This is a genomic window from Streptomyces sp. NPDC051104, assembly GCF_040682835.1.
Classification (GTDB): domain Bacteria; phylum Actinomycetota; class Actinomycetes; order Streptomycetales; family Streptomycetaceae; genus Streptomyces; species Streptomyces cynarae.
In genome coordinates this window covers 93,170-119,132 of sequence record NZ_JBFBBS010000019.1, presented here as the reverse complement: position 1 = coordinate 119,132, position 25,963 = coordinate 93,170, and the positions used below count along the sequence as shown (strand labels likewise).

Sequence of the window (25,963 nt, the reverse complement as noted above, 5' to 3'; positions counted from 1 at the left end):
TGCCCGTACCCACCGCTGATGTTGTCAGAATTGCAAGGGACGCCCTCGGCGTCCCTTCTTTCTTGCCCCCGAACACCCCTTCGCTGTCTTTAACGGATGGTGTGCCCTGCCCGTTCAGGGGTGAAACCGCGGGTTCATGCAGTGAGACAGAGCCGGACGGTAGAGTCCAGCGGCGTGCACCTCAAGGCCCTGACCCTCCGCGGCTTCAAGTCGTTCGCCTCTGCGACCACGCTCCGGTTCGAGCCGGGTATCACGTGCGTCGTCGGCCCGAACGGCTCGGGCAAGTCCAATGTCGTGGACGCGCTCAGCTGGGTCATGGGAGAGCAGGGAGCCAAGTCGCTGCGCGGCGGCAAGATGGAGGACGTCATCTTCGCCGGCACCACCGGGCGCCCGCCGCTCGGCCGCGCCGAGGTGTCGCTGACCATCGACAACTCCGACGGTGCCCTCCCGATCGAGTACTCCGAGGTCACCATCACGCGGATCATGTTCCGCAACGGCGGCAGCGAGTACCAGATCAACGGCGACACCTGCCGCCTCCTGGACATCCAGGAACTCCTGTCCGACTCCGGCATCGGCCGCGAGATGCACGTGATCGTCGGCCAGGGCCAGCTCGACTCCGTCCTGCACGCCGACCCCATGGGCCGCCGCGCCTTCATCGAGGAGGCCGCGGGCGTCCTCAAGCACCGCAAGCGCAAGGAGAAGGCGCTCAGGAAACTGGACGCCATGCAGGCGAACCTCGCCCGCGTCCAGGACCTCACCGACGAGCTGCGCCGCCAGCTGAAACCGCTGGGCCGGCAGGCGGCGGTGGCCCGCCGGGCGGCCGTGATCCAGGCGGACCTGCGCGACGCCCGCCTGCGCCTGCTCGCCGACGACCTCGTACGGTTCCGGGAGGCCCTCAAGGCCGAGATCGCCGACGAGGCCGCGCTCAAGGAACGCAAGGAGTCCGCCGAGGCCGAGCTGAAGAGGGCACTGCAGCGTGAGGCGCTCCTGGAGGACGAGGTACGGCAGCTGACGCCGCGTCTCCAACGGGCCCAACAGGCCTGGTACGAGCTGTCACAGCTCGCGGAGCGGGTGCGCGGCACGACCTCGCTGGCCGACGCCCGGGTCAAGAGCGCCACCTCCCAGCCGCCGGAGGAGCGGCGCGGACGCGACCCCGAGGACATGGAGCGTGAGGCCGCCCGCATCCGCGAGCAGGAGGCCGAACTCGAGGCCGCCCTGGAGGCCGCCGAGCGCGCGCTGGAGGACACGGTCGCGCACCGGGCCGAGCTGGAGCGCGAACTGGCGCTCGAGGAACGGCGCCTGAAGGACGTGGCCCGCGCCATCGCGGACCGGCGCGAAGGGCTCGCCCGACTGAACGGGCAGGTGGGCGCCGCCCGTTCACGCGCGGCCGCCGCCCAGGCCGAGATCGACCGGCTGGCCGCCGCGCGCGACGAGGCACAGCAGCGCGCCGTCGCCGCCCAGGAGGAGTACGAGGCCCTGAAGGCCGAGGTCGACGAGCTTGACGCGGGCGACGCGGACCTCGCCGAGCGGCACGAGACGGCCAAGGCCGCGCTCGCCGAGGCGGAGGCCGCCCTCACGGCCGCACGCGAGGCGGCCACGGCGGCCGAACGAGGGCGCGCCGCCACCCAGGCCCGGCACGAGGCCCTGGCCCTGGGCCTGCGCCGCAAGGACGGCACCGGCGCCCTGCTGAACGCCAAGGACCGCCTGGCGGGCCTGCTCGGCCCGGCCGCGGAACTGCTGACGGTGGCCCCGGGCCACGAGGCCGCCCTCGCTGCGGCCTTCGGCACGGCCGCGGACGCCCTCGCGGTCACGGACCCGGCCTCGGCGGCCGACGCGCTTCGCCTGCTGCGCAAGCAGGACGGGGGACGGGCGGCGCTGCTGGTGGCGGGGGCGCCTCAGGAGCCGGAGGACGAGCGCGGCAGCGGTGGTGCCGACGGGCACCCCTTCGCCGCCGATCTCGTCCGCGGCCCCGCCGACCTCATGCCCGCCGTACGCCGGCTGCTGCGCGGCATCGTCGTCGTGGGCACCCTCGAGGACGCCGAGGAGCTGGTCGGGGCGCGACCCGAGCTGACCGCCGTCACCGCCGAGGGTGATCTCCTCGGGGCGCACTTCGCCCACGGAGGGTCCGCCGGGGCGCCGAGCCTGCTCGAGGTGCACGCCTCCGTCGACGAGGCCGCCGCCGAGCTGGAGGAACTCGCCGTGAGGTGCGAGGAACTGGCCGAGGCACAGCGGCTGGCGGGGGAGCGGCGCAAGGAGTGCGCCCAGCTCGTCGAGGAGCTGGGGGAGCGGCGGCGGGCGGCCGAGCGCGAGAAGTCCCAGGTCGCCCAGCAGTTGGGCCGGCTCGCCGGGCAGGCGCGCGGGGCCGCCGGGGAGGCCGAGCGCAGTGTCGCCGCCGCCGCGCGCGCCCAGGAGGCGCTCGACAAGGCCCTGCAGGAGGTCGAGGAGCTCGCCGAGCGGCTCGCCGTCGCCGAGGAGATGCCGGTCGAGGAGGAGCCCGACACCTCCGTACGCGACCGCCTCGCCGCCGACGGCGCCAACGCGCGGCAGACCGAGATGGAGGCCCGCCTCCAGGTCCGCACCCACGAGGAACGCGTCAAGGGCCTGGCCGGACGCGCCGACTCCCTGGACCGGGCCGCCCGCGCCGAACGTGAGGCACGCGCACGTGCCGAGCAGCGGCGGGCCCGGCTGCGCCACGAGGCGGCCGTCGCCGAGGCCGTCGCCTCCGGCGCCCGGCAGCTCCTCACCCATGTCGAGGTCTCCCTGAGCCGGGCGGAGGCCGAGCGCGCCGCCGCCGAGGCGGTCAAGGCACGCCGGGAGGAGGAGCTGGCGGCGGCCCGCACGCGCGGCCGCGACCTCAAGGCCGAGCTGGACAAGCTCACCGACTCCGTCCACCGCGGCGAGGTGCTCGGCGCCGAGAAACGGCTGCGCATAGAGCAGCTGGAGACCAGGGCGCTGGAGGAGCTGGGCGTCGAGCCGTCGGTCCTGGTCACCGAGTACGGCCCCGACCAGCTCGTACCGCCGTCCCCGCCCGCCGAGGGCGAACAGCTGCCCGAGGACCCGGAGCATCCGCGCAACCAGCCCCGTCCGTTCGTGCGCGCCGAGCAGGAGAAGCGGCTCAAGGCCGCCGAACGCGCCTACCAGCAGCTCGGCAAGGTCAACCCGCTCGCCCTGGAGGAGTTCGCCGCGCTGGAAGAGCGCCACAAGTTCCTCAGCGAGCAGCTCGACGACCTGAAGAAGACCCGCGCCGACCTGCTTCAGGTGGTGAAGGAGGTCGACGAGCGCGTCGAGCAGGTGTTCACCGAGGCCTACCGGGACACGGCCCGCGAGTTCGAGGGCGTCTTCAGCCGGCTGTTCCCCGGCGGCGAGGGCCGACTGGTCCTGACCGACCCGGACAACATGCTCACCACCGGCGTGGACGTCGAGGCGCGACCCCCGGGCAAGAAGGTCAAGCGGCTCTCCTTGCTCTCCGGCGGCGAGCGGTCGCTGACGGCCGTCGCCCTGCTGGTGTCGATCTTCAAGGCCCGGCCCAGCCCGTTCTACGTGATGGACGAGGTCGAGGCGGCCCTCGACGACACCAACCTGCAGCGGCTGATCCGCATCATGCAGGAGCTGCAGGAGACCTCGCAGCTCATCGTGATCACGCACCAGAAGCGGACGATGGAGGTCGCCGACGCGCTGTACGGCGTCTCCATGCAGGGCGACGGTGTGTCCAAAGTCATCTCGCAGCGGCTCCGCTAGACGGCTGCTGTCTACACCAGTCGCCACCTGACGTCTTCACATCTTCAACATTTGAACGCAACCTTTCGTTTGCATGCCTCAAACGTCACAGATTCGCGGTATTGACTTCGAAACTTGAAGACATAGTCTCTGCAACGTTGCTTTTACCTTCAGATATGAGCGGCGTTAACGAGTGCTCCCCGGGTACTTGCACGCCAGTCATACCCGAGAGGGCTTCACCCACCCCCGGCGGCGTTGCCGGTGGCTCGAGGAGTACACGTGACCAGCACAGCGCAGGCATCAAGGACAGGAGCCGGCACGGCTCACCCCGATCATCTCGGGCACGTCATCTTCATCGCGGCGGCCGCCGCGATGGGCGGCTTCCTCTTCGGCTACGACAGCTCCGTGATCAACGGCGCCGTCGAGGCCATCCGGGACCGCTACGACATCGGCTCCGCAGCGCTGGCCCAGGTCATCGCCATCGCCCTGATCGGCTGTGCCGTCGGCGCCGCCACCGCAGGCCGCATAGCGGACCGCCTCGGCCGCATCCGGGTGATGCAGATCGCAGCGGTTCTCTTCGTCGTCAGCGCGGTCGGCTCCGCCCTGCCTTTCGCGCTGTGGGACTTCGCCCTCTGGCGCATCATCGGCGGCTTCGCCATCGGCATGGCCTCCGTGATCGGCCCCGCCTACATCGCCGAGGTCGCCCCGCCCGCCTACCGCGGCCGGCTCGGCTCCTTCCAGCAGGCCGCGATCGTCGTCGGCATCGCCATCTCGCAGCTGGTCAATTGGGGCCTGCTCAACGCCGCCGGCGGCGACCAGCGCGGCAAGCTGATGGGCCTGGAGGCCTGGCAGGTCATGCTCGGCGTCATGGTCGTCCCGGCCGTCCTGTACGGCCTGCTCTCCTTCGCCATCCCCGAGTCCCCCCGCTTCCTGATCTCCGTCGGCAAGCGGGAGCGCGCCCGGGAGATCCTCGCCGAGGTCGAGGGCCAGAGCACCGATTTCGACGCCCGCGTCGCCGAGATCGAGCACGCCATGAAGAGCGAGCACAAGTCCAGCTTCAAGGACCTGCTCGGCGGCGGCTTCTTCTTCAAGCCGATCGTCTGGATCGGCATCGGCCTGTCGGTCTTCCAGCAGTTCGTCGGCATCAACGTCGCGTTCTACTACTCCTCGACGCTGTGGCAGTCGGTCGGCGTCGACCCGACGGACTCGTTCTTCTACTCCTTCACCACCTCGATCATCAACATCGTCGGCACCGTGATCGCGATGATCTTCGTGGACCGCATCGGCCGCAAGCCGCTCGCGCTCATCGGCTCCATCGGCATGGCCGTCGGCCTCGCACTGGAGGCCTGGGCGTTCTCGTTCCACCTGGTCGACGGCAAGCTGCCGAGCACCCAGGGTTGGGTCGCCCTGATCGCCGCCCACGTGTTCGTCCTCTTCTTCGCCCTGTCCTGGGGCGTGGTCGTCTGGGTCATGCTCGGCGAGATGTTCCCGAACCGGATCCGCGCCGCCGCACTGGGCGTGGCCGCCGCAGCGCAGTGGATCGCCAACTGGGCCATCACCGCGAGCTTCCCCTCGCTCGCCGACTGGAGCCTGTCCGGCACCTACGTGATCTACACGGTCTTCGCCGCGCTCTCCATCCCGTTCGTCCTGAAGTTCGTGAAGGAGACGAAGGGCAAGGCGCTGGAGGAGATGGGCTGAGCCTGACAAGAAGGCTCCTCGAACTCGAGGAGAAGGGCCAAGTCCCCGCTGCCCCTCTCCTCGGACCCTGTCGCCGCCCGGCTCGGCCACTGCCCGAGCCGGGCGGCGGTGTTCTGCCGGCCCCTGTGTACGAGGCTCAGCTCTCCAGCCCGGGGAGCACCCTCTCGCAGGACAGATGCAGGCTGCGCCAGCCCTCGTCCACCGGCATCCCGCCGGCCGGCGGGTGCAGGACGTGGCTGTCCGGGTCCAGGCACTCCTCCGGCGTCACGATCCGGTACACCCCCTCCGCCCGCAGCTCCTCCACCGTCGTGGCCGCCGACCTGACCGCCGAGCGGACGCCACGGCCGCCGGACTGCCAGGACGCGTACGTCCGCGCCTCGTGCAGGAAGTGCTTCCCGTACTCGGCCCATGCCCGGTCGGATCCTCCGCGAGGTGCAGCAGCGGCGTCCTCTCGGCGGGCATCATCGTCCAGCCCTCCCTGCCGTACTACGCCAGCCGCTCCTTGTAGTAGGCCTCCAGCTCCGGCAGGTGCGCGCTCGGGAAGAACGGCAGGCCCAGCCGGGCGGCGCGGCGGGCCGCCGCCTTCGAGGAGCCGCCGACCAGCAGCAGGGGGTGCGGCTGGGTGTACGGGCGCGGGGTGACCCGTACGGTACGGCCCCGGTAGGCGAACTCCTCGCCGGTCCACGCCCTCAGCACCGTCTCCGGCAACTCGTCCTGGAGCCTTCCGCGCCGCTCGTAGTCGACACCGAAGGAGGCGTACTCCTCGGGCCGGTACCCGATGCCGGCGACGGTCACCAGCCGGCCGCCGCTGATCAGGTCGAGGACGGCGATGTCCTCGGCCAGCCGCAGCGGGTCGTGCAGCGGCCCGATACCGCCGAGACGGTGACCGCGAGCCGCCGGGTCGCGCCGAGCACGGCACCGGCGAAGACGAACGGCGACGGCAGCCAGTTGTTCGCCGCCCCGTGGTGCTCCTCCGTCTGCACGGTGGTGACCCCCCGGTCGTCGGCGTACGCGGCCATCTCGACCGCGGCCCGACAGCGGGCGCCGAGTGAGGCGGGGGCCGCACCGGGCTCGACGAGGTTGAACCGTACGACCGAGACGGCTATGACAAGACCCCCTTCACCTTCGCCGGGCTGGTGTGCGGGGGAGATTGTCTGACGGAGCGTCAGACAGCCAGGGTGTGCAGCCCCGGAGCCGCCGCCGAACGGGGCGGTGCCCGGTCGCGCATACTGGACGCGTTATGGAAACCGTCATCCTTGCTGTAGTCATCGCCGTGGTCGTGCTCGGCGCGCTCGGCGGGCTCATCGTCGGCAGTCGGCGCCGGAAGCCGCTGCCCCCGCCGCCCCCGACGACGCCCGACATCACCGCCCCTCCGGCCGAGCCGCACGTCGGCGACGAGGCCGAGACGCCGCGCGACGAGGAGCGCCGGACGATAGAGGAGGTGGATCTTCCGGGCGGTGGGGCTCCCGTCGCCGTCGAGGAGCCGCCCGTCGTCGAGGCGCCCCCGATCGAGATCCCCGAGCCCACCGCCGGCCGTCTGGTCCGCCTGCGGGCCCGTCTGTCCCGTTCGCAGAACGCGCTCGGCAAGGGGCTCCTCACCCTCCTGTCCCGGGAACACCTCGACGACGAGACCTGGGAGGAGATCGAGGACACGCTGCTCACCGCCGACGTCGGCGTGCAGCCCACCCAGGAGCTGGTCGAGCGGCTGCGTGAGCGTGTGAAGGTGCTCGGCACCCGCACGCCCCAGGAGCTGCGCGGTCTGCTGCGCGAGGAGCTGCTCACGCTGGTCGGCACCGACATGGACCGCACCGTTCGCACCGAGCCCGAGTCCAGCAAGCCCGGCATCGTGATGGTCGTGGGCGTCAACGGCACCGGCAAGACCACCACCACCGGCAAGCTGGCCCGCGTCCTGGTGGCCGACGGCCGCACCGTCGTCCTCGGCGCCGCCGACACCTTCCGTGCCGCCGCCGCCGACCAGCTGCAGACCTGGGGCGAGCGGGTCGGCGCCTACACCGTGCGCGGGCCGGAGGGCGGCGACCCGGCCTCCGTGGCCTTCGACGCGGTGAAGGAAGGCAAGGAGATGGGCTACGACGTCGTGCTCATCGACACCGCCGGCCGCCTGCACACCAAGACCGGCCTCATGGACGAACTCGGCAAGGTCAAGCGCGTCGTGGAGAAGCACGCCCCGCTCGACGAGGTGCTGCTCGTCCTGGACGCCACGACCGGGCAGAACGGTCTCGTCCAGGCCCGCGTCTTCGCCGAGGTCGTGGACATCACCGGCATCGTGCTGACCAAGCTCGACGGCACGGCCAAGGGCGGCATCGTGGTGGCGGTCCAGCGGGAGCTGGGCGTGCCGGTGAAGCTGGTCGGCCTCGGCGAGGGTGCCGACGACCTGGCGCCGTTCGAGCCGGAAGCGTTCGTGGATGCGCTTATCGGGGACTGAGCGCGCCGACGCACGCGGTGTGTGCGTGACCGTACGGAGGAAGGGCCCCGTTCCATGGTGCAGCTGGAACGGGGCCCTTCGTATCGGTGGAGCCGGCCTTTCTCGAATCGGCCGACCCAGGGTCTTTCGTTTGGATCGGGCCCGCGAGCCCGGCATGATCCGAACGAGAGGCCCTAGTGCCGCAACAGGCAACGTTCGCCCCGTCGCGACGCCCGGCACTCCCCCAAGCTCTCGGCTTCGCTCGAGCAGGGGGGGACCCCCACCCCCAAGCTCTCGGCTTCGCTCGAGCAGGGGGGGACCCCCACCCCCAAGCTCTTCGAGCAGGGGGACCCCCACTCGCCGCACCGGCCGAAAGCCCAAGTACGTCCAGTACGAGGACTTCCGGCCGGCACTCCCCCAAGCTCTTCGAGCAGGGGGTACCCCCAGAGCACGCACCGGACACCGCTCCTTGACGGGCAAACGTTGCCTGCCGCGGCACTAGACGCGTGAGCGATGCGCCACATACGCCAGGGTGCCGATCAGCAGGCGCGCCGCCGGGGGTCTGGTCGCCGAGTCCAGGGCGGGGGAGCGGAGCCAGCGGACCGGGCCGAGACCGCCGCGGTCCGAGGGCGGGGCCGTGAGGTACGCGCCGGGGCCCAGGGCGTGCAGGTCGAGCGCGGTGTCGTCCCACGCCATCCGGTACAGCAGATCCGGCAGCTCGGCAGCTGACCCCGGGGCGACGAAGAAGAGCGCGCGCCCCTCCGGCGTCGCCGTCACCGGGCCGAGCGGCAGGCCCATGCGCTCCAGCCGGACCAGGGCGCGTCGCCCCGCCGACTCGGCGACCTCGATCACGTCGAACGCCCGGCCGACCGGCAGCATCACCGCGGCGCCCGGCACCTCGGCCCAGGCCTCGGTCACCTCGTCGAGTGTCGCGCCGGCGCCCACGACGGGCGCGAAGTCCAGCGGGTGCGCGCCGGGCGCGCCGCAGTCCGCCTTGCCGCAGGAGCACTGCCCGGCGACCGCCCGCGCGCCGGGCACCACGTCCCAGCCCCACAGCCCGGTGTACTCGGCCACGGCTGTGCACTCCGAAGAGCGGCCCCGGCGCCGCGCACCGGGGCGGATGTCGCGGATGCCCCGCGTGCCGCCGATCGTGAAGCCCATGCCCCCTCCAACGGGTCCAGCGCGCCGGTGGTTACGCCATGAGAGCGGAATGTGACTGCGAGTACCCGCGTGCCGGTCGTCTCCGCGGGGCTCCGGGCAGCGCCCGGTTGCATCCCGGGGTGGTGCGCGGTGTGTGCGCGCCGGTGAGTGCACGCCTCCACCCGATTCCGGCTGTCATGTGTCAAGTGAATCGTGCGGAGCCCGGCCTTGGTTCATTCGAAGGGGTGGCGAATGGTGGCGTTTCTGTGTACGCCATGGCTGGGCCGGTGATCGTAGGACTACTTTGAGTACACGGTTCCTGGGATGGCATGCGCTCGTGGGTATGCCGGAGGCAAGTCGGTTCCCGTCCGACCGGTGAGAACCGCCGGACGCGGGGCCGTGGGCACCGGCATTCTGGTAGTGCTTGGCGCGCACAGCGACAAGTGGTCTGAGGGATGGGGGCGTTCCAGTGGGCGGCAGTGACGGAAGCGCGACGAACGCTGACAAGCGCCCCAATGAGCTGCTCACCTCGTGGTTCGTGCGCAGCGGCTGGTCGAAGGGCGAGCTGGCGCGTCAAGTGAACCGTCGGGCACGCCAGTTGGGAGCGAACCACATCTCCACGGACACCTCCCGGGTGCGCCGCTGGCTCGACGGGGAGAACCCGCGCGAGCCGATCCCGCGGATCCTGTCGGAGCTGTTCTCCGAGCGCTTCGGCTGTGTCGTCGCCGTCGAGGACCTCGGACTGCGCCCCGCCCACCCGTCACCCTCGGTGTCCGGGATCGACCTGCCCTGGACGGGCCCGCAGACCGTGGCCATGATCAGCGAGTTCTCGCGCAGCGACCTGATGCTGGCACGGCGCGGCTTCCTCGGAACCTCGCTGGCCCTGTCCGCGGGCCCGTCCCTCATCGAGCCCGTGCAGCGCTGGCTGGTGCCGAGCCCCGCCTCCCCGCGCGAGGGCATCCCGCCCGCCCAGCCGTCCGGGCGCGCCCGCGGCCGGCTCTCCCAGCCCGAGCTGGACCTCCTCGAGGCCACCACCGTGATGTTCCGCAAGTGGGACGCCCAGTGCGGCGGCGGACTGCGCCGCAAGGCGGTCGTCGGCCAGCTGCACGAGGTGACCGACCTGCTGCAGGAACCACAGCCCGAGGCCACCGCCAAGCGCCTGTTCAAGGTCGCCGCCGAGCTGGCCGAACTGGCCGGCTGGATGAGCTACGACGTCGGACTGCAGCCCACCGCGCAGAAGTACTTCGTGCTCGCCCTGCACGCCGCCAAGGAGGGGGGCGACAAGCCGCTCGGCTCGTACGTCCTCTCCAGCATGAGCCGCCAGATGATCCACCTGGGCCGGCCCGAGGACGCCCTGGAGCTCATCCACCTCGCCCAGTACGGCAGCCGTGACTGCGCGAGTCCGCGCACCCAGGCGATGCTGTATGCCATGGAGGCCCGCGCCTACGCCAACATGGGGCAGCCCGGCAGGTGCAAGCGTGCCGTCCGGATGGCCGAGGACACCTTCGCCGATGCCGAGGACTGGGACGAGCCGGACCCCGACTGGATCCGCTTCTTCTCCGAGGCCGAGCTGTACGCGGAGAACTCCCACTCCTTCCGTGACCTCGCCTATGTCGCGGGCCGCAGCCCCACCTACGCCTCCCTCGCCGAGCCCCTGATGCGGAGGGCCGTCGACCGGTTCGCCGAGGACACCGAGCATCAGCGGTCGTACGCGCTCAACCTGATCGGCATGGCCACCGTGCATCTTCTCCAGCGCGAACCCGAGCAGAGCGCGGTGCTCACCAAGCGGGCCCTGGAGGTCGCCAAAAAGGTGCGCTCGGAACGTGTCAACACTCGTATTCGAAAAACCGTCGACACGGCTGTACGCGATTTCGGTGATCTCAAGGAGATCGTCGAACTCACCGACCACCTCGCCACCCACCTGCCCGAGACCGCCGAAGCGGTCTGAACCCTCCCCGAGCCCCAGGCTCCCAGGGCCCAAAGGCCCCGAGGACTCCGGCCGCGGCCGCCATCCCGAACCGCCCGACTCGGCTCCCCCCATGCCAGGTCATCGGATGGCCGCCGCGGCCGGGCTGTCTTTTGCGCCTGAACCGGCGCCGCTCTCGCGGAGGTGGTTGCTCGCCGTGGGGGTTGATCAATTGGTGGTCCGGTTTCATTCCGCCGATGGTTGCGGCGCCCATCATCTGAAGGTTGCGCCACGATAACGATCGGCGCGACCGGCATCTGGCAGTTCATCAACGCGTAACACGCCGGGCGCCTTCGTCACTGTGGTGAAACGTCGAGGGGCTTCGACCGAAACGGCGCTGCGTCAATCTCGTGGCCCATAACCCCCACGCCCTCATGACCGGACTGCTCTCCGGCTTCGCCCGCACGGGGCCGTACCAACCGACGAGGAGACGCCGATGGCACCAGCCGCCATCATGCTTGCGGCGGACGCACCCAAGCTGTCGTCCGCCAACACAGGTTTCATGCTCATCGCTTCCGCCCTGGTGCTGATCATGACCCCGGGCCTGGCCTTCTTCTACGGAGGCATGGTCCGCGTCAAGAGCACCCTGAACATGCTGATGATGAGCTTCATCAGTATGGGCATCATCACCATTCTGTGGGTGCTCTACGGCTTCTCCCTCGCCTTCGGCACGAACAACAGCTTCATCGGCTGGGACTCCGACTGGTTCGGCCTCCGCAAGATCGGTCTGACGGAGCTCTGGCCCGGCTACACGATCCCGATCTTCGTGTTCATGGTCTTCCAGATGATGTTCGCGATCATCACGCCGGCCCTGATAAGCGGCGCCCTCGCGGACCGTGTGAAGTTCTCGGCCTGGTCGCTCTTCATCGCGCTGTGGCTCACGATCGTCTACGTCCCGGTCGCCCACTGGGTCTGGGGCGCCGACGGCTGGGCCTTCAAGCTCGGTGTGATCGACTTTGCCGGTGGTACCGCGGTCCACATCAACGCCGGTGCGGCGGCGCTCGGCGTGATCCTCGTCATCGGCAAGCGCGTCGGCTTCAAGAGGGACCCGATGCGTCCGCACAGCCTTCCGCTGGTCATGCTCGGCGCGGGTCTGCTGTGGTTCGGCTGGTTCGGCTTCAACGCGGGCTCGTGGCTCGGCAACGACGACGGCGTCGGCGCGCTGATGTTCGTCAACACGCAGGTCGCGACGGCCGCCGCCATGCTGGCCTGGCTCGCCTACGAGAAGATCCGCCACGGCGCGTTCACCACGCTGGGAGCCGCCTCCGGCGCGGTCGCCGGTCTGGTCGCGATCACCCCGTCCGGTGGTGCGGTCTCCCCGCTCGGCGCGATCGCCGTCGGTGCCATCGCCGGTGTCGCCTGCGCCGCGGCCGTGGGCCTGAAGTTCAAGTTCGGCTACGACGACTCCCTCGACGTCGTCGGCGTCCACATGGTCGGCGGCATCATCGGCTCCTTGCTGATCGGCTTCTTCGCCACCGGCAAGGGCCAGTCCACCGCCACGGGCGTCTTCTACGGGGACCACAGCTTCACCCAGCTGTGGAAGCAGTGCGCCGGTGTCGGCGCGGTCCTCGCCTACTCCCTGATCGTCTCCGCGGTCCTCGCCTTCCTCCTCGACAAGACCATCGGCATGCGGGTCACCGAGGACGAGGAGGTCTCGGGCATCGACCAGGCCGAGCACGCCGAGACCGCATACGACTTCAGCGGCGCGGGTGGCGGTGTCATCGGGACCGTCGCCTCGACCCTGGCCGCCACGGAGACCAGGAAGGTGGACGCATGAGGCTCATCACCGCCGTCGTCAAGCCGCACCGGCTCGACGAGATCAAGGAGGCCCTGCAGGCCTTCGGGGTCCATGGACTGACGGTCACGGAAGCGAGCGGCTACGGTCGGCAGCGGGGACACACCGAGGTCTACCGCGGCGCCGAGTACACGGTCGACCTGGTACCCAAGATCCGTATCGAGGTGCTGGCCGAGGACGACGACGCCGAACAGCTCATCGAGGTCATCGTCAAGGCGGCCCGCACCGGCAAGATCGGTGACGGCAAGGTCTGGTCCGTCCCGGTCGAGACGGCCGTACGGGTCCGGACCGGCGAGCGCGGACCCGACGCGCTCTAGACACGCAGGAAGAGGAGTCGCTGGGTGACGAGTACGGACGTACGTACGGAAGCAGAGGGCTCGGGACCCAGCGGCTACGCGGCGGCCCGGCTGCGCCTCCTCACGGAGGGGGCGCAGTCCGGGCCGCCGCGCCGTGCCGCCCTGTCCGACCTGACGGACGGCTGGCTCGCGGAGCTGTTCGCCGCGGGCGCCGAGGGAGTGCGCGGCGTGTCCCTGGTCGCCGTCGGCGGGTACGGCCGCGGCGAGCTGTCCCCGCGCAGCGACCTCGACCTGCTCCTCCTGCACGACGGGAGCGACAGCAAGGCGGTCGCCGGCCTCGCCGACCGCATCTGGTACCCCGTGTGGGACCTCGGTCTGGCCCTCGACCACTCCGTGCGCACCCCGGCGGAGGCCCGCAAGACTGCCGGTGAGGACCTCAAGGTGCAGCTCGGCCTGCTGGACGCCCGGCACCTGGCGGGCGACCTCGGGCTCACCGCGGGCCTGAGGACGGCCGTGCTGGCCGACTGGCGCAACCAGGCGCCGAAACGTCTCCCAGAACTCCAGCAGCTGTGCGCCGAGCGGGCCGAGCGGCAGGGCGAGCTGCAGTACCTGCTGGAACCGGACCTCAAGGAGGCCCGGGGCGGGCTGCGGGACGCAACGGCCCTGCGGGCGGTCGCCGCCTCCTGGCTCGCGGACGCCCCGCGCGAGGGTCTGGCCGACGCCCGGCGCAGGCTCCTCGACGTACGCGACGCGCTGCATCTGACCACCGGGCGCGCCACCGACCGGCTGGCACTGCAGGAGCAGGACCAGGTCGCGACCGAGCTGGGCCTGCTGGACGCCGACACGCTGCTGCGGCAGGTGTACGAGGCGGCGCGCGTCATTTCGTATGCGAGCGACGTCACCTGGCGCGAAGTGGGGCGTGTGCTGCGTTCGCGCGCCGTGCGGCCGAGGCTGCGCGCCATGCTGGGCGGCGGCAAACCGGTCGCCGAGCGGTCCCCGCTGGCCGAGGGCGTGGTGGAGCAGGACGGCGAAGTCGTCCTCGCGCGCGCCGCGCGCCCCGAACGCGACCCCGTGCTCCCGCTGCGCGCCGCCGCTGCCGCCGCCCAGGCGGGCCTCCCGCTCTCCCTTCACGCCGTACGGCGCATGGCCGGCTCCGTGCGCCCCCTGCCCACGCCGTGGCCCGCCGAGGCGCGCGAACAGCTCGTGACCCTGCTGGGCTCCGGCCGTCCCACCGTCGAGGTCTGGGAGGCCCTGGAGGCCGAGGGCCTGATCACCCGCCTGCTGCCGGACTGGGAGCGGGTGCGCTGCCGCCCGCAGCGCAACGCCGTGCACCTGTGGACCGTCGACCGGCACCTGATCGAGACGGCCGTGCGCGCCTCCGAGCTGACCCGCCGCGTGGGCCGTCCCGACCTCCTCCTGGTCGCCGCGCTCCTGCACGACATCGGCAAGGGCTGGCCCGGCGACCACTCCCTCGCCGGCGAGATCATCGCGCGTGACGTGGCCGGGCGCATCGGCTTCGACCGCGACGACGTCGCCGTCCTCGCCACCCTCGTACGCCACCACCTGCTCCTCGTGGAGACCGCGACCCGGCGCGACCTGGAGGACCCGGCCACCGTCAGTTCGGTCGCCGAGGCCGTCGGCTCGCAGAGCACCCTGGAGCTGCTGCATGCCCTCACCGAGGCCGACGCGCTCGCCACCGGACCCGCGGCCTGGTCGACCTGGCGCAGCGCACTCGTGACCGACCTGGTGAAACGGGTCTCCGCGGTGCTGGCCGGCGACGAGCCCGCCGACCCCGAGGCCGCCGCGCCCACCGCCGAGCAGGAACGGCTCGCCGTCGAGGCGTACCGTACCGGCGGCCCGGTCCTGGCACTGCGCGCACAGACCGAGCCGCCCGCCGAGGAGCCGTCCGGCGAACCGGAACCCCTCGGTGTGGAACTCCTCATCGCCGTACCGGACCAGCCGGGCGTGCTGCCCGCCGTGTCCGGGGTGCTCGCCATGCACCGCCTCACCGTCCGCACCGCCGAGCTGCGCGCCCAGGACCTGCCGGACGGCATGGACGGGGAGCTGCGCGCCCAGGACCTGCCGGACGGCATGGACGGCTCGGTGCTGCTGCTCGACTGGCGGGTCGCGGCGGAGTACGGCTCCCTGCCCCAGGCGGCCCGGCTGCGCGCCGACCTCGTACGGGCCCTGGACGGCTCCCTGGACATCTCGGCCCGCCTGGCGGAACGCGACGCGGCCTACCCGCGCCGCCGGGGCGTGGTGCCCCCGCCGCCGCGCGTGACGGTCGCCCCCGCGGCCTCCCGCCACGCGACAGTGATCGAGGTCCGTGCCCAGGACGCACCGGGGCTGCTGTTCCGGATCGGGCGGGCACTGGAGAAGGCGGGGGTGCGGGTGCGCAGCGCCCACGTCTCCACGCTGGGGGCCAACGCCGTGGACGCCTTCTACGTGACGACGGGCACGGGCACGCCGTTGCCGGGGGAGGACGCGGTGTCGGTGGCACGGGCCCTGGAGGAGACGCTGCGGGGGTGATCCCGGCGGGCGGGGACGTTTTCCTCGCGCGGCCGGATACCCTGGAGGGCAGCCCAAGACGACCCCGACCCCGAGGACCGACGCCGCCGTGTTCGACACCCTCTCCGACCGCCTTAGCGCGACTTTCAAAAGCCTCCGCGGAAAAGGCAGGCTCTCCGAGGCGGACATCGACGCCACGGCGCGTGAGATCCGCATCGCGCTCCTCGAAGCCGACGTGGCCCTGCCCGTGGTCCGCTCCTTCATCAAGAACGTCAAGGAACGCGCCCTCAGCGCCGAGGTCTCCCGGGCCCTGAACCCCGCCCAGCAGGTCCTCAAGATCGTCAACGACGAGCTGATCACCATCCTCGGCGGCGAGACCCGCCGCCTGCGCTTCGCCAAGCAGCCCCCGACCGTGATCATGCTCGCGGGTCTGCAGGGTGCCGGTAAGACCACGCTCGCGGGCAAGCTCGGCAAGTGGCTCAAGGAGCAGGGGCACTCCCCGCTCCTGGTCGCCGCCGACCTCCAGCGCCCGAACGCGGTCAACCAGCTCGCCGTCGTCGCCGAGCGCGCCGGCGTCGCCGTCTACGCACCGGAGCCGGGCAACGGCGTCGGTGACCCGGTCAAGGTCGCCAAGGACTCCATCGACCACGCGAAGCAGAAGGTCCACGACATCGTGATCGTGGACACCGCGGGCCGCCTCGGCATCGACCAGGAGATGATGCAGCAGGCCGCGGACATCCGGGACGCGGTCTCGCCGGACGAGATCCTTTTCGTCGTCGACGCCATGATCGGCCAGGACGCGGTGAACACCGCGGAGGCCTTCCGCGACGGTGTCGGCTTCGACGGTGTGGTGCTCTCCAAGCTCGACGGTGACGCCCGTGGTGGTGCGGCCCTGTCGATCCGCCAGATCACCGGCAAGCCGATCATGTTCGCGTCGAACGGCGAGAAGCTCGACGACTTCGACGCCTTCCACCCGGACCGGATGGCCTCCCGCATCCTCGACATGGGTGACCTGCTCACCCTGATCGAGCAGGCGGAGAAGACGTTCAGCCAGGAAGAGGCCGAGAAGATGGCCTCCAAGCTGGCGTCCAAGAAGGGCCAGGACTTCACCCTGGACGACTTCCTGGCCCAGATGGAGCAGGTCAGGAAGATGGGCTCCATCTCCAAGCTGCTCGGGATGCTGCCGGGCATGGGCCAGATCAAGGACCAGATCAACAACATCGACGAGCGCGACGTCGACCGCACCGCCGCGATCATCAAGTCGATGACCCCGGGCGAGCGCCAGGACCCGACGATCATCAACGGCTCGCGCCGCGCCCGTATCGCCAAGGGTTCCGGTGTCGAGGTCAGCGCGGTGAAGAACCTCGTCGAGCGGTTCTTCGAGGCCCGCAAGATGATGTCCCGCATGGCCCAGGGCGGTGGCATGCCGGGCATGCCGGGGATCCCGGGCATGGGCGGCGGCCCCGGCCGTGCCAAGAAGCAGCAGAAGAAGGCCAAGGGCAAGCAGCGCTCCGGCAACCCGATGAAGCGCAAGCAGCAGGAACAGGAGGAGGCCGCACGCCGCGCCGCCGCGGCGCAGAGCGGGGGCGCCTTCGGCCTGCCGCAGCAGAGCGGTCAGGAGTTCGAGCTGCCGGACGAGTTCAAGAAGTTCATGGGCTGACCCGCGTTCGACGCGTACGACGCCGGGGGCGCCCCTATGAGGAGGGGCGCCCCCGGCGTCGTCTAGGGGATGCGGGCGATGAGGTAGCGGAAGACGTTCGGCATCCACACCGTGCCGTCCGCACGCCGGTGCGGATGCAGCGCCTCCGCCAGCTCCTTGTCGACCTGCTCCTGGTCCGTCGCGTCGATCGCCGCGTCGAACAACCCCGTCGACAGCATCCCTCGCAGCGCGCTGTCCATGTCGGCGTACCCGAAGGGGCAGGCGACCCGCCCCGACCCGTCCGGCCTGAGCCCGCAGCGCCTCGCGGCCTCCTCCAGATCGTCGCGCCGGGCCGGCCGCCAACCGCCCCCGCCACGGTCCGGATCGGCCAGTTTGGCGGCGACACGCAGGACGGACGCGGTGCTGCACCGTTCCGGCGGACCCCATCCGGCGAGCACCACGGGCGTCCCGTGCTCCGTGAACGGCGCCGCCGCCACCAACTGCTCCTCAAGGGGATCGGCGTCACCGGCCGCACAGCCGATCGGCTCGAACGCGGTCACCAGGTTGTACGCCCGCTCATCGGCTGCGGGCGCCGCGTCCCGGGGCGAGCCCTCCACGATCCGGGCACCGGCACACGAGCGCGTGCCCCACGGCGCGGGCCCCAGCCGCTCGCGCGCGAGCGCCAGCCGTTCGCACGCCCCGCAGTCCACGCCGGTGACCGATGCGCCCCGGGAGGCGGCCATCAGCAGCGCCAGTCCCGTACCGCATCCGAGCCCCAGCAGCCGCGTCCCGGAACCCACTTCCAGCCGCTCGTAGACGGCCTCGTAGAGCGGCACCAGCATCCGCTCCTGAATCTCCGCCCAGTCACGCGCGCGTGCACCCCGGTCCACGCGAGGAACCGCGCCCGCGTGGGATAGGTGCTGCCGCACGGGCGTAGGTGTCATCGAAAGCGCCCCAATCCACCGTGAGTTGCCGCTGTCTGACGATGCCGTCCCCCGTGACGTGCCCTCGCACTCGGCTCCCGTGGCCCCCGTATGGCCTCCGTATGCCAGGAAACTGCGCGCCCGTCGTGGCGTCCAGGGGTCGTGGCGTACTCGGTGTGCGCCGTCCGCGCGCCCCTGGTCCGCCCCCGGGCGAGAAATGATTCACCGGGCACACAGGTGCCCTCGTACCATCGCGCCATGGCAAAGGCACCCGTTCTCACGCCCCGGGCGGAGGACTTCCCCCGTTGGTACCAGGACATCGTGAACAAGGCCGAACTGGCGGACAACGGGCCGGTGCGCGGCTCCATGGTGATCCGACCGTACGGGTACGGGCTGTGGGAGCGGATGCAGCAGGAGATGGACGCCCGCATCAAGGAGACGGGCACTCAGAACGCGTACTTCCCCCTGCTGATCCCCCAGTCGTACCTGGCGAGGGAGGCCGAACACGTCGAGGGCTTCGCGCCCGAACTCGCGGTGGTCACGCACGGCGGCGGCAAGGAACTGCAGGAGCCGGCGGTGGTCCGGCCCACCTCCGAGACCATCATCAACGAGGAACTTCGCCAGAGCCTTCCACACGCGGTACCTGTCGAAGGACGGCAGACAGGAACTCGTCTGGCAGACCTCCTGCGGCTCCACCACCCGCATGATCGGCGCCCTGGTGATGACGCACGGCGACGACGACGGTCTGCGCGTCCCGCCACGCCTCGCCCCGATCCAGGTGGTCGTGCTCGCGATCAAGGGCGACGAAACGGTTCTGGCCACGGTCCGCGAGACCGGCGACCGGCTGAGAGCGGCAGGCCTCCGGGTCCACGTCGACGACCGCACCGACACCCCGTTCGGCCGCCGAGCCGTCGACTGGGAGCTCAAGGGCGTGCCCGTACGCATCGAGATCGGGCCGCGTGACCTGGAGAACGGCACCGCGACGCTGGTCCGCCGCATCCCCGGAGCCCAGGAACCGGTCCCGGTCGACGCGCTTGCCGGGACACTGCCCGGGATCCTCGAGGAGGACCAGGCGCTGCTGCTGGAGCAGTCGCGCGAGCGCCGAGAGTCCCGCACGGCGGACGTGTCCACGATCGAGGAGGCCGTCGAGGCGGCCACGGCCGGTGGCTGGGCGCGCATCCCGTGGGCCGTGCTCGGCGAGGACGGCGAGGCCGGGCTGGCCGAGCACGCGGTCACCGTACGGTGTCTGGTCGCCGAGGACGGGTCGGTTCCCGACGCCGACGACGCACCCGGTAACGTCGCCGTCGTGGCGCGCGCTTACTGAGATACCGGACGCTGGGCCAAGAGCGGCCGAAACGCCTCTTGCGCATCCGAGGACCACAGCAGCCCCGGCGTGCGGAGTTCCGCTACGCACCGGGCCGTAGGCGTCGCTACGCACCACCTTGGGAGGAGCTGTGAGGCTTCTCCGCAGTTCGGCGCACCCGCCCTCGTCAGGACGCATCAGCGGCAACTGACGGGTACGTGCAAATTATTTGGGATGCCCCGGAATAGGAACACCGGGGGCCTCAGGCTCGTTGTCATTACGTGAGCACGACACCACCTGTTCTCGCCGCAGAGCTGGCGCAGGCGTGGGCCGACATTCAGCGGTACCACCCCGAGCTGCCCGATCTTGCCGCGCCCGAGTCACTGATCGGAGAGTCGTCGTCCGCCTGCGGGCACGAACTCTCCTTCGAGCGACTGCTCCACGAAGCAGTCCACGGCATCGCCGCCGCGCGCGGAGTACGCGACACCTCCCGTGCCGGCCGCTACCACAACCGCAGATTCCTCGCCATCGCCGAGGAGCTGGGCCTGGACCACCCCGAGGAACCGCACCCGAGCAGTGGCTTCTCCCTGGTCACGCTCAACCCCGAGGCGAAGCGGCGCTACCGCCCGACGATCGAGCGGCTCCAGCGCGCGCTCAAGGCCCACTCGCAGGCGACAGCCGCCGACACGGCCCGCACGTTCCGGGGCCCGGCCGCCCGCCACGGCTCCTCCGGGGGCGGCGTCCGCGTCAAGGCGGTCTGCGACTGCGGCCGCAACGTCCGCGTGGTCCCCTCGGTCCTGGCCCAGGCCCCGATCGTGTGCGGCGGCTGCGGAAAACCCTTCCGCATCCCGGAGCCGGTGGGAGCGGCGGCAAGCTGAGCCGACGGCTGCTCGTGGCGGCCGTACCTCACTTGCCCAGGCATCCGTGAGCGCCGGGTGGCGTGACCAACGCCCGGGGGACCCCGGCGCCGGGTGCCTCTTCGGCATGTCCGCACACGTGCACAGCGCCCCCTCGGCCAGAAGCGACCCGCTGGGTATGGCACAATGGCTAGCTGTACTCGACAGCCGCACAGGACCCCTCTCTCCTCCGGCTGACGCGTCCATCGGGCACTCGGGTACCGCAACCCCACGCGGCCACTTCGCCGTGCCCAACCACGTCAAATCCAGGAGAACCCACTCCCGTGGCAGTCAAGATCAAGCTGAAGCGTCTGGGCAAGATCCGTTCGCCTCACTACCGCATCGTCGTCGCCGACTCCCGCACCCGCCGTGACGGCCGGGCGATCGAGGAGATCGGCAAGTACCACCCGACGTACAACCCGTCGGTGATCGAGGTCGACGCCGAGCGCGCGGCGTACTGGCTCTCCGTCGGCGCTCAGCCGACCGAGCCCGTGCTCGCCATCCTCAAGAAGACCGGCGACTGGCAGAAGTTCAAGGGCGAGCCCGCCCCGGCGCCGCTGCTGCAGCCGGAGACCAAGGCCGCGCGTCCGTCGTTCGAGGCCATCAGCGGCGAGGACGAGGGCAAGGGCGAGGCGATCACCCAGAAGAAGAAGGCCGAGAAGAAGGACGAGGCCCCGGCCGAGTCCTCTGCGTCTGAGTCGACCGAGGCCTGAGCATGCTCGAGGAGGCTCTCGAGCACCTCGTGAAGGGCATCGTCGACAACCCTGACGATGTGCAGGTGGCCTCGCGCAACCTGCGTCGCGGGCGTGTGCTCGAGGTCCGGGTCCACCCCGACGACCTCGGCAAGGTGATCGGCCGCAACGGCCGCACCGCGCGTGCTCTGCGCACCGTCGTGGGCGCCATCGGCGGTCGCGGCGTCCGGGTCGACCTCGTCGACGTGGACGACGTCCGCTGAACCAACGCAGCACCGGCTCGGGCCGGGGAGGGCCACTGGGCCGTCCCCGGCCCGTAGTCGTATGACAGGAGATCAAGCACAGTGCAGCTGGTAGTCGCACGGATCGGCCGCGCCCACGGGGTCAGGGGCGAGGTCACCGTGGAGGTCCGTACCGATGAGCCGGAACTCAGGCTCGCACCCGGCGCCGTACTGGCCACCGACCCCGCCTCGGCCGGGCCGCTGACCATCGAGACGGGCCGGGTGCACAGCGGCCGCCTGCTCCTTCGCTTCGAGGGTGTGAGGGACCGCAACGCCGCCGAGGCGCTGCGCAACACCCTGCTGATCGCAGAGGTCGACCCCGACGAGCTGCCCGAGGGCGAGGACGAGTACTACGACCACCAGCTCATCGATCTGGACGTGGTGACCGAGGACGGCGTCGAGGTCGGCCGCATCACCGAGATCTCACACCTGCCCACACAGGACCTGTTCGTGGTCGAGCGCCCGGACGGTACCGAGGTGTTGATCCCCTTCGTGCAGGAGATCGTCACTCAGATCGACCTCGAGCAGCAGCGGGCCGTCATCGACCCCCCGCCCGGGCTGATCGACGACCGCGCCGAGATCGTCTCGTCGAGGGACGACAGCGCATGAGACTCGACGTCGTCACGATCTTCCCCGAGTACCTGGAACCGCTGAACGTCTCCCTCGTCGGCAAGGCACGCGCGCGTGGACAGCTCGACGTCCACGTCCACGACCTGCGCTCGTGGACGTACGACCGGCACAACACCGTCGACGACACCCCGTACGGCGGCGGCCCCGGCATGGTGATGAAGACCGAGTCCTGGGGCGATGCCCTGGACGAGATACTCGCCGAAGGCTACGAGAGCGGCTCCCACGAGCCCGCGCTGATCGTGCCGACCCCCAGCGGCCGCCCCTTCACCCAGAAGCTCGCCGTCGAACTCTCCGAGCGCCCGTGGCTGATCTTCACCCCCGCCCGCTACGAGGGCATCGACCGCCGCGTCGTCGACGAGTACGCCACCCGGATGCCGGTGTACGAGGTGTCCATCGGGGACTACGTCCTCGCCGGCGGCGAGGCGGCCGTCCTCGTCATCACCGAGGCGGTGGCCCGGCTCCTGCCCGGCGTCCTCGGCAACGCCGAGTCCCACCGGGACGACTCCTTCGCCCCCGGCGCGATGGCCAACCTCCTCGAGGGCCCCGTCTACACCAAGCCGCCCGCCTGGCGCGGCCGGGGCATCCCCGACGTGCTGCTCAGCGGCCATCACGGGAAGATCGCCCGCTGGCGCCGCGACGAGGCCCTGAAGCGCACGACGGCCAACCGCCCCGACCTGATCGAGCGCTGCGACCCCGCAGCCTTCGACAAGAAGGACCGCGAGATGCTCTCCATCCTGGGCTGGGCACCGGACCCGGACGGCAAGCCCTACGGCCGATTTTGGCGCAGGCCGGACGGCATGGAAGAATAGTGCGCTGTTGCCGCCGTCCGGCGTGCGCCCCTGCCACAGGGGGACACGACGCCCGCCCCGACGACGGCCACCACTCTCTTGTCGAAAAACTACGTACCGCCGATGACCTGTGGCATCGGCGAAGAAAGCAGACGAAATGTCTCACCTGCTCGACACCGTCGACGCCGCGTCGCTGCGTTCCGACATCCCGGCCTTCCGTCCCGGTGACACCGTCAACGTCCACGTCCGCGTCATCGAGGGCAACCGCTCCCGTGTGCAGCAGTTCAAGGGTGTCGTGATCCGCCGCCAGGGCTCGGGCGTGCGCGAGACCTTCACGGTCCGCAAGGTCTCCTTCTCCGTCGGCGTCGAGCGCACCTTCCCGGTGCACACCCCGATCGTGGAGAAGATCGAGCTCGTCACCCGGGGTGACGTCCGTCGCGCCAAGCTCTACTACCTGCGCGACCTGCGCGGCAAGGCCGCGAAGATCAAGGAGAAGCGCGAGAACTGAGCGCCTGAGGGAGTTCACAAGGGGGCCGGATAGCATCTGGCCCCGATGGACACCGAAGCACAGCACGTGGAGCGCGACCGCTCCTCCCACCCCGCTCGGTCCGAGGAGGCCTCGGACACAAGGGGGCCGGAGGAGCGGTCGCGCTTCGCGTTGCCGTCCCGGGCCGCCGGCTGGCTACCCGGTGGCCGGATCACCCTCACCGTGCTGGTCTGCCTGCTGTTCCTCCTCACCCTCGGCACGTTTGTGATGCAGCCGTTCGACATACCGAGCGGTTCCATGGAGCGCGGATTGAGGATCGGCGACCGCGTTCTCGTAAATAAGTTGGCGTACCGTTTCGGATCCGAGCCGCAGCGGGGAGATGTCGTCGTCTTCGACGGCACGGGGTACTTCGGGAACGCCGACTACGTCAAACGGGTAGTGGGTGTAGGGGGAGACCATGTGGTCTGCTGCGACAAGGAGGGGAGGCTCGAGGTGAACGGCCGGTCGGTCGACGAGTCGTCGTTTCTGTTCCCCGGCAACAGCCCGTCCGACGTCCCCTTCGACGTCGTCGTGCCCGACGGCACGCTCTTCGTCCTCGGCGACCACCGCGGGGACTCCAGCGACTCGCGGGACCACCTCGGCTCGCCGGGTGGCGGCATGGTTCCCGTCGGCGCCGTGATCGGCCGGGCCGACTGGGTGATCTGGCCCTCCGCGCACTTCAGGCACATCATCCGCTCCGGCGCCTACGCGCGCGTGCCCGCGCCCGGCGCGAGCGCCCCGGAGACGAACGCGGCGAAGACAGCGGGCGGTGCGCATGGGTAACCGTGGCAAACCGCGCGGTGCGACGTCCGACACCGCCACGCAGAACCTGCTGCCCACCGGCGCGCGACGCGCCGCTGGCTCAGCCCCCACCGGACGCAGCCGTGCCGAGCGGCGCAAGCTCCAGCGCAAGGTGAAGCGCAAGAGGAGGCGTTCCGCCGTCAAGGAGATACCGCTCCTCGTCGGTGTCGCCGTCCTCATAGCGCTGGTTTTGAAGACCTTCCTCGTGCAGGCGTTCGTCATCCCGTCGGGCTCCATGGAGAACACGATCCAGATCGGCGACCGGGTCCTCGTCGACAAGCTGACCCCGTGGTTCGGCTCCAAGCCGCAGCGCGGTGACGTCGTCGTCTTCCGGGACCCCGGCGACTGGCTCGCGGGCGAGAAGACGCCCCAGAAGAACGACCCCATCGTCGTCAAGCAGGTCAAGGAAGGGCTCACCTGGATCGGCCTGCTGCCGTCCGACAACGACAAGGACCTCATCAAACGGGTCATCGCGGTCGGCGGAGACACCGTCAAGTGCTGCGACACGCAAGGGCGGGTCACGGTCAACGGCGTGCCGCTGAACGAGCCGTACATTCACCCGGGGAACAAACCTTCGGACTTCTCGTTCTCGGAGACCGTGCCGCCGGGCCGTCTGTGGGTGATGGGCGACCACCGGGCCAACTCGGCCGACTCCCGCTACCACCGCAACGAGCCGTACGGCGGTACTGTCTCGGAGGAGTCCGTCGTGGGCCGCGCCATGGTTATCGCCTGGCCCATTGGGCACTGGACCCGTTTGAAGGAGCCGGACACTTACGGGTCGGTGCCGGGCGGTGCGGCCAGCGCACTCGGTCCGTCGCATAGGGTGGCCTCCGCGGATCGATACGGATTGATCCCCCTCCCGAGCCCTGCGGAACTCCCGCTCGTTATGGGAGTGGTGGGCCTGCGTCGACAGGGGCGCCGGCGGCGGTACGGAGTGAGGAGTGGATGTGGGGGATTTGGCGGTCGGCGCACGGTCCGGACACGAGGGTCCTGAGGAGAGGCCGGAGCGACCCGACGAGGCGGCTGCCCCGGCCGCGGAAGAGCACGTCGCCACCGGGAGTGAGTCCCCGGCGCACGGCGCGCAGGAGAGCGGCGGACAGGGCGGCGGCCCCAAGAAGCAGCGCTCCTTCTGGAAGGAACTTCCGCTCCTCATCGGCATCGCGCTGGTGCTCGCGCTGCTGATCAAGACGTTCCTGGTGCAGGCGTTCTCGATCCCCTCGGACTCGATGCAGAACACCCTCCAGCAGGGTGACCGCGTCCTCGTCGACAAGCTGACCCCGTGGTTCGGCTCCAAGCCCTCGCGCGGCGAGGTCGTGGTCTTCCACGACCCGGACAACTGGCTGGCGGGCGAGCCCACCAGCACACCGAACGCCCTGCAGACGGCGCTGAGCTGGATCGGCCTGATGCCGTCCGCCGAGGAGAAGGACCTCATCAAGCGGGTCATCGGCGTCGCCGGCGACACCATCGAGTGCAAGAACACCGGCCCGCTGCTGGTCAATGGCAAGCCGCTCAACGAGCCGTACGTGTACCCGGGCAACACCCCGTGCAGCGTCGACGACCAGGGAGGCCAGTTCAAGGTCACGGTTCCCCCGGGCAAAATCTGGGTCATGGGCGACCACCGGCAGAACTCGCTCGACTCCCGCTACCACCAGCAGGACAAGTACCGGGGCTTCGTGCCCGCGGGGAACGTCGTGGGCCGCGCCGTCGTGATCGCCTGGCCGCCCACCCGCTGGGACACGCTGCCGATCCCGGACACCTTCGACCAGGGCCTGACCACGGTGGCCCCCTCGGCCCTCGGCCTGATCGGCGCCGTGCCGCTGGTGATGTGGCGCAGGCGCCGCCTGACCGCGCGCCTTACCGACGGAAACCCGCGGGTTTCCGGCAGCGGTACCGCCGGGTAGGGTGCCGTCCCAGATCGCCGATCTTCCGCGGCCCTGCTGTG

General features: G+C 70.8%; 19 protein-coding genes and 2 pseudogenes. 18 read left to right on the top strand and 3 right to left on the bottom strand.

Features of this window, described 5'->3' with window-relative positions; genetic code table 11:
- The first annotated feature begins 174 nt into the window (after positions 1-174).
- Positions 175-3,738, top strand: coding sequence for a chromosome segregation protein SMC (smc, locus tag AB0N14_RS24660; RefSeq protein WP_366027865.1), 3,564 nt, complete (start codon positions 175-177; stop codon positions 3,736-3,738).
- 258 nt (positions 3,739-3,996) lie between these two features.
- Positions 3,997-5,415, top strand: a complete 1,419-nt coding sequence (locus tag AB0N14_RS24655) for a sugar porter family MFS transporter (protein WP_366027864.1) — start codon at positions 3,997-3,999, stop codon at positions 5,413-5,415.
- Between the two features lie 136 nt (positions 5,416-5,551).
- On the opposite strand, the pseudogene AB0N14_RS24650 reads toward AB0N14_RS24655, so the two are convergent.
- A pseudogene (locus AB0N14_RS24650) lies at positions 5,552-6,521 on the bottom strand (LLM class flavin-dependent oxidoreductase).
- A gap of 134 nt (positions 6,522-6,655) precedes the next feature.
- On the opposite strand from AB0N14_RS24650, the gene ftsY reads away from it, so the two are divergent.
- Positions 6,656-7,858: a signal recognition particle-docking protein FtsY gene (gene ftsY / locus AB0N14_RS24645; RefSeq protein WP_263232275.1), complete on the top strand. Its 1,203-nt coding sequence runs from the start codon at positions 6,656-6,658 to the stop codon at positions 7,856-7,858.
- Positions 7,859-8,335: 477 nt separating this feature from the next.
- Here the strand turns inward: ftsY and AB0N14_RS24640 are convergent, their stop codons facing one another.
- Positions 8,336-8,998 carry a bifunctional DNA primase/polymerase gene (locus AB0N14_RS24640; RefSeq protein WP_366027863.1) on the bottom strand — a complete coding sequence of 221 codons (663 nt, stop codon included), beginning with the start codon at positions 8,996-8,998 and terminating at the stop codon, positions 8,336-8,338.
- Positions 8,999-9,446: 448 nt separating this feature from the next.
- Here AB0N14_RS24640 and AB0N14_RS24635 point away from each other — a divergent pair, with 448 nt between their 5' ends.
- The 5 genes from AB0N14_RS24635 (at position 9,447) to ffh (ending at position 17,202) form a co-directional block, all read left to right on the top strand.
- Positions 9,447-10,925 (top strand): hypothetical protein, encoded by a 1,479-nt coding sequence (locus tag AB0N14_RS24635; protein ID WP_366027862.1) that lies wholly within the window; start codon positions 9,447-9,449, stop codon positions 10,923-10,925.
- Positions 10,926-11,379: 454 nt separating this feature from the next.
- Entirely contained in the window at positions 11,380-12,720 is a 1,341-nt protein-coding gene (locus tag AB0N14_RS24630; protein ID WP_366027861.1) for an ammonium transporter, read from the top strand.
- Entirely contained in the window at positions 12,717-13,055 is a 339-nt protein-coding gene (locus AB0N14_RS24625; RefSeq protein WP_366027860.1) for a P-II family nitrogen regulator, read from the top strand. The genes AB0N14_RS24630 and AB0N14_RS24625 overlap by 4 nt, the downstream gene beginning before the upstream one ends.
- A gap of 24 nt (positions 13,056-13,079) precedes the next feature.
- On the top strand, positions 13,080-15,563 hold the full coding sequence (locus AB0N14_RS24620; RefSeq protein WP_366027859.1) for a [protein-PII] uridylyltransferase: 2,484 nt from the start codon (positions 13,080-13,082) through the stop codon (positions 15,561-15,563).
- An 88-nt stretch (positions 15,564-15,651) separates the two neighbouring features.
- A complete protein-coding gene (gene ffh, locus AB0N14_RS24615; protein ID WP_366027858.1) occupies positions 15,652-17,202 on the top strand; it encodes a signal recognition particle protein in 1,551 nt (516 codons plus the stop codon).
- A 62-nt stretch (positions 17,203-17,264) separates the two neighbouring features.
- Here the strand turns inward: ffh and AB0N14_RS24610 are convergent, their stop codons facing one another.
- Positions 17,265-18,125 carry an SAM-dependent methyltransferase gene (locus AB0N14_RS24610; protein ID WP_366027857.1) on the bottom strand — a complete coding sequence of 287 codons (861 nt, stop codon included), beginning with the start codon at positions 18,123-18,125 and terminating at the stop codon, positions 17,265-17,267.
- 237 nt (positions 18,126-18,362) lie between these two features.
- Between AB0N14_RS24610 and AB0N14_RS24605 the strand changes: the two are divergent.
- From AB0N14_RS24605 to lepB (AB0N14_RS24560), 10 genes and pseudogenes are all read left to right on the top strand, one after another.
- Positions 18,363-19,428 (top strand): annotated as a pseudogene (locus tag AB0N14_RS24605) (His/Gly/Thr/Pro-type tRNA ligase C-terminal domain-containing protein).
- A gap of 260 nt (positions 19,429-19,688) precedes the next feature.
- Positions 19,689-20,285 carry a hypothetical protein gene (locus tag AB0N14_RS24600; protein ID WP_200422616.1) on the top strand — a complete coding sequence of 199 codons (597 nt, stop codon included), beginning with the start codon at positions 19,689-19,691 and terminating at the stop codon, positions 20,283-20,285.
- Positions 20,286-20,587: 302 nt separating this feature from the next.
- Entirely contained in the window at positions 20,588-21,016 is a 429-nt protein-coding gene (gene rpsP, locus AB0N14_RS24595) for a 30S ribosomal protein S16 (RefSeq protein WP_200422617.1), read from the top strand.
- A gap of 2 nt (positions 21,017-21,018) precedes the next feature.
- Positions 21,019-21,258, top strand: a complete 240-nt coding sequence (locus AB0N14_RS24590) for an RNA-binding protein (RefSeq protein WP_030612780.1) — start codon at positions 21,019-21,021, stop codon at positions 21,256-21,258.
- A gap of 81 nt (positions 21,259-21,339) precedes the next feature.
- Positions 21,340-21,885 carry a ribosome maturation factor RimM gene (gene rimM, locus AB0N14_RS24585; protein ID WP_366027856.1) on the top strand — a complete coding sequence of 182 codons (546 nt, stop codon included), beginning with the start codon at positions 21,340-21,342 and terminating at the stop codon, positions 21,883-21,885.
- Positions 21,882-22,715, top strand: coding sequence for a tRNA (guanosine(37)-N1)-methyltransferase TrmD (gene trmD / locus AB0N14_RS24580; protein ID WP_366027855.1), 834 nt, complete (start codon positions 21,882-21,884; stop codon positions 22,713-22,715). Before rimM ends, trmD begins: the two co-directional genes overlap by 4 nt.
- 136 nt (positions 22,716-22,851) lie before the next feature.
- Positions 22,852-23,202 carry a 50S ribosomal protein L19 gene (rplS, locus tag AB0N14_RS24575; protein ID WP_200422620.1) on the top strand — a complete coding sequence of 117 codons (351 nt, stop codon included), beginning with the start codon at positions 22,852-22,854 and terminating at the stop codon, positions 23,200-23,202.
- Positions 23,203-23,247: 45 nt separating this feature from the next.
- The gene (gene lepB / locus AB0N14_RS24570) at positions 23,248-24,003 is read left to right on the top strand and encodes a signal peptidase I (RefSeq protein ID WP_366027854.1); all 756 of its coding nucleotides are present in this window, start codon (positions 23,248-23,250) and stop codon (positions 24,001-24,003) included.
- Entirely contained in the window at positions 23,996-25,015 is a 1,020-nt protein-coding gene (gene lepB / locus AB0N14_RS24565) for a signal peptidase I (RefSeq protein WP_366027853.1), read from the top strand. The genes lepB (AB0N14_RS24570) and lepB (AB0N14_RS24565) overlap by 8 nt, the downstream gene beginning before the upstream one ends.
- Positions 24,969-25,922 carry a signal peptidase I gene (gene lepB, locus AB0N14_RS24560; RefSeq protein ID WP_366027852.1) on the top strand — a complete coding sequence of 318 codons (954 nt, stop codon included), beginning with the start codon at positions 24,969-24,971 and terminating at the stop codon, positions 25,920-25,922. Before lepB (AB0N14_RS24565) ends, lepB (AB0N14_RS24560) begins: the two co-directional genes overlap by 47 nt.
- The last annotated feature ends 41 nt before the right edge of the window (positions 25,923-25,963 follow it).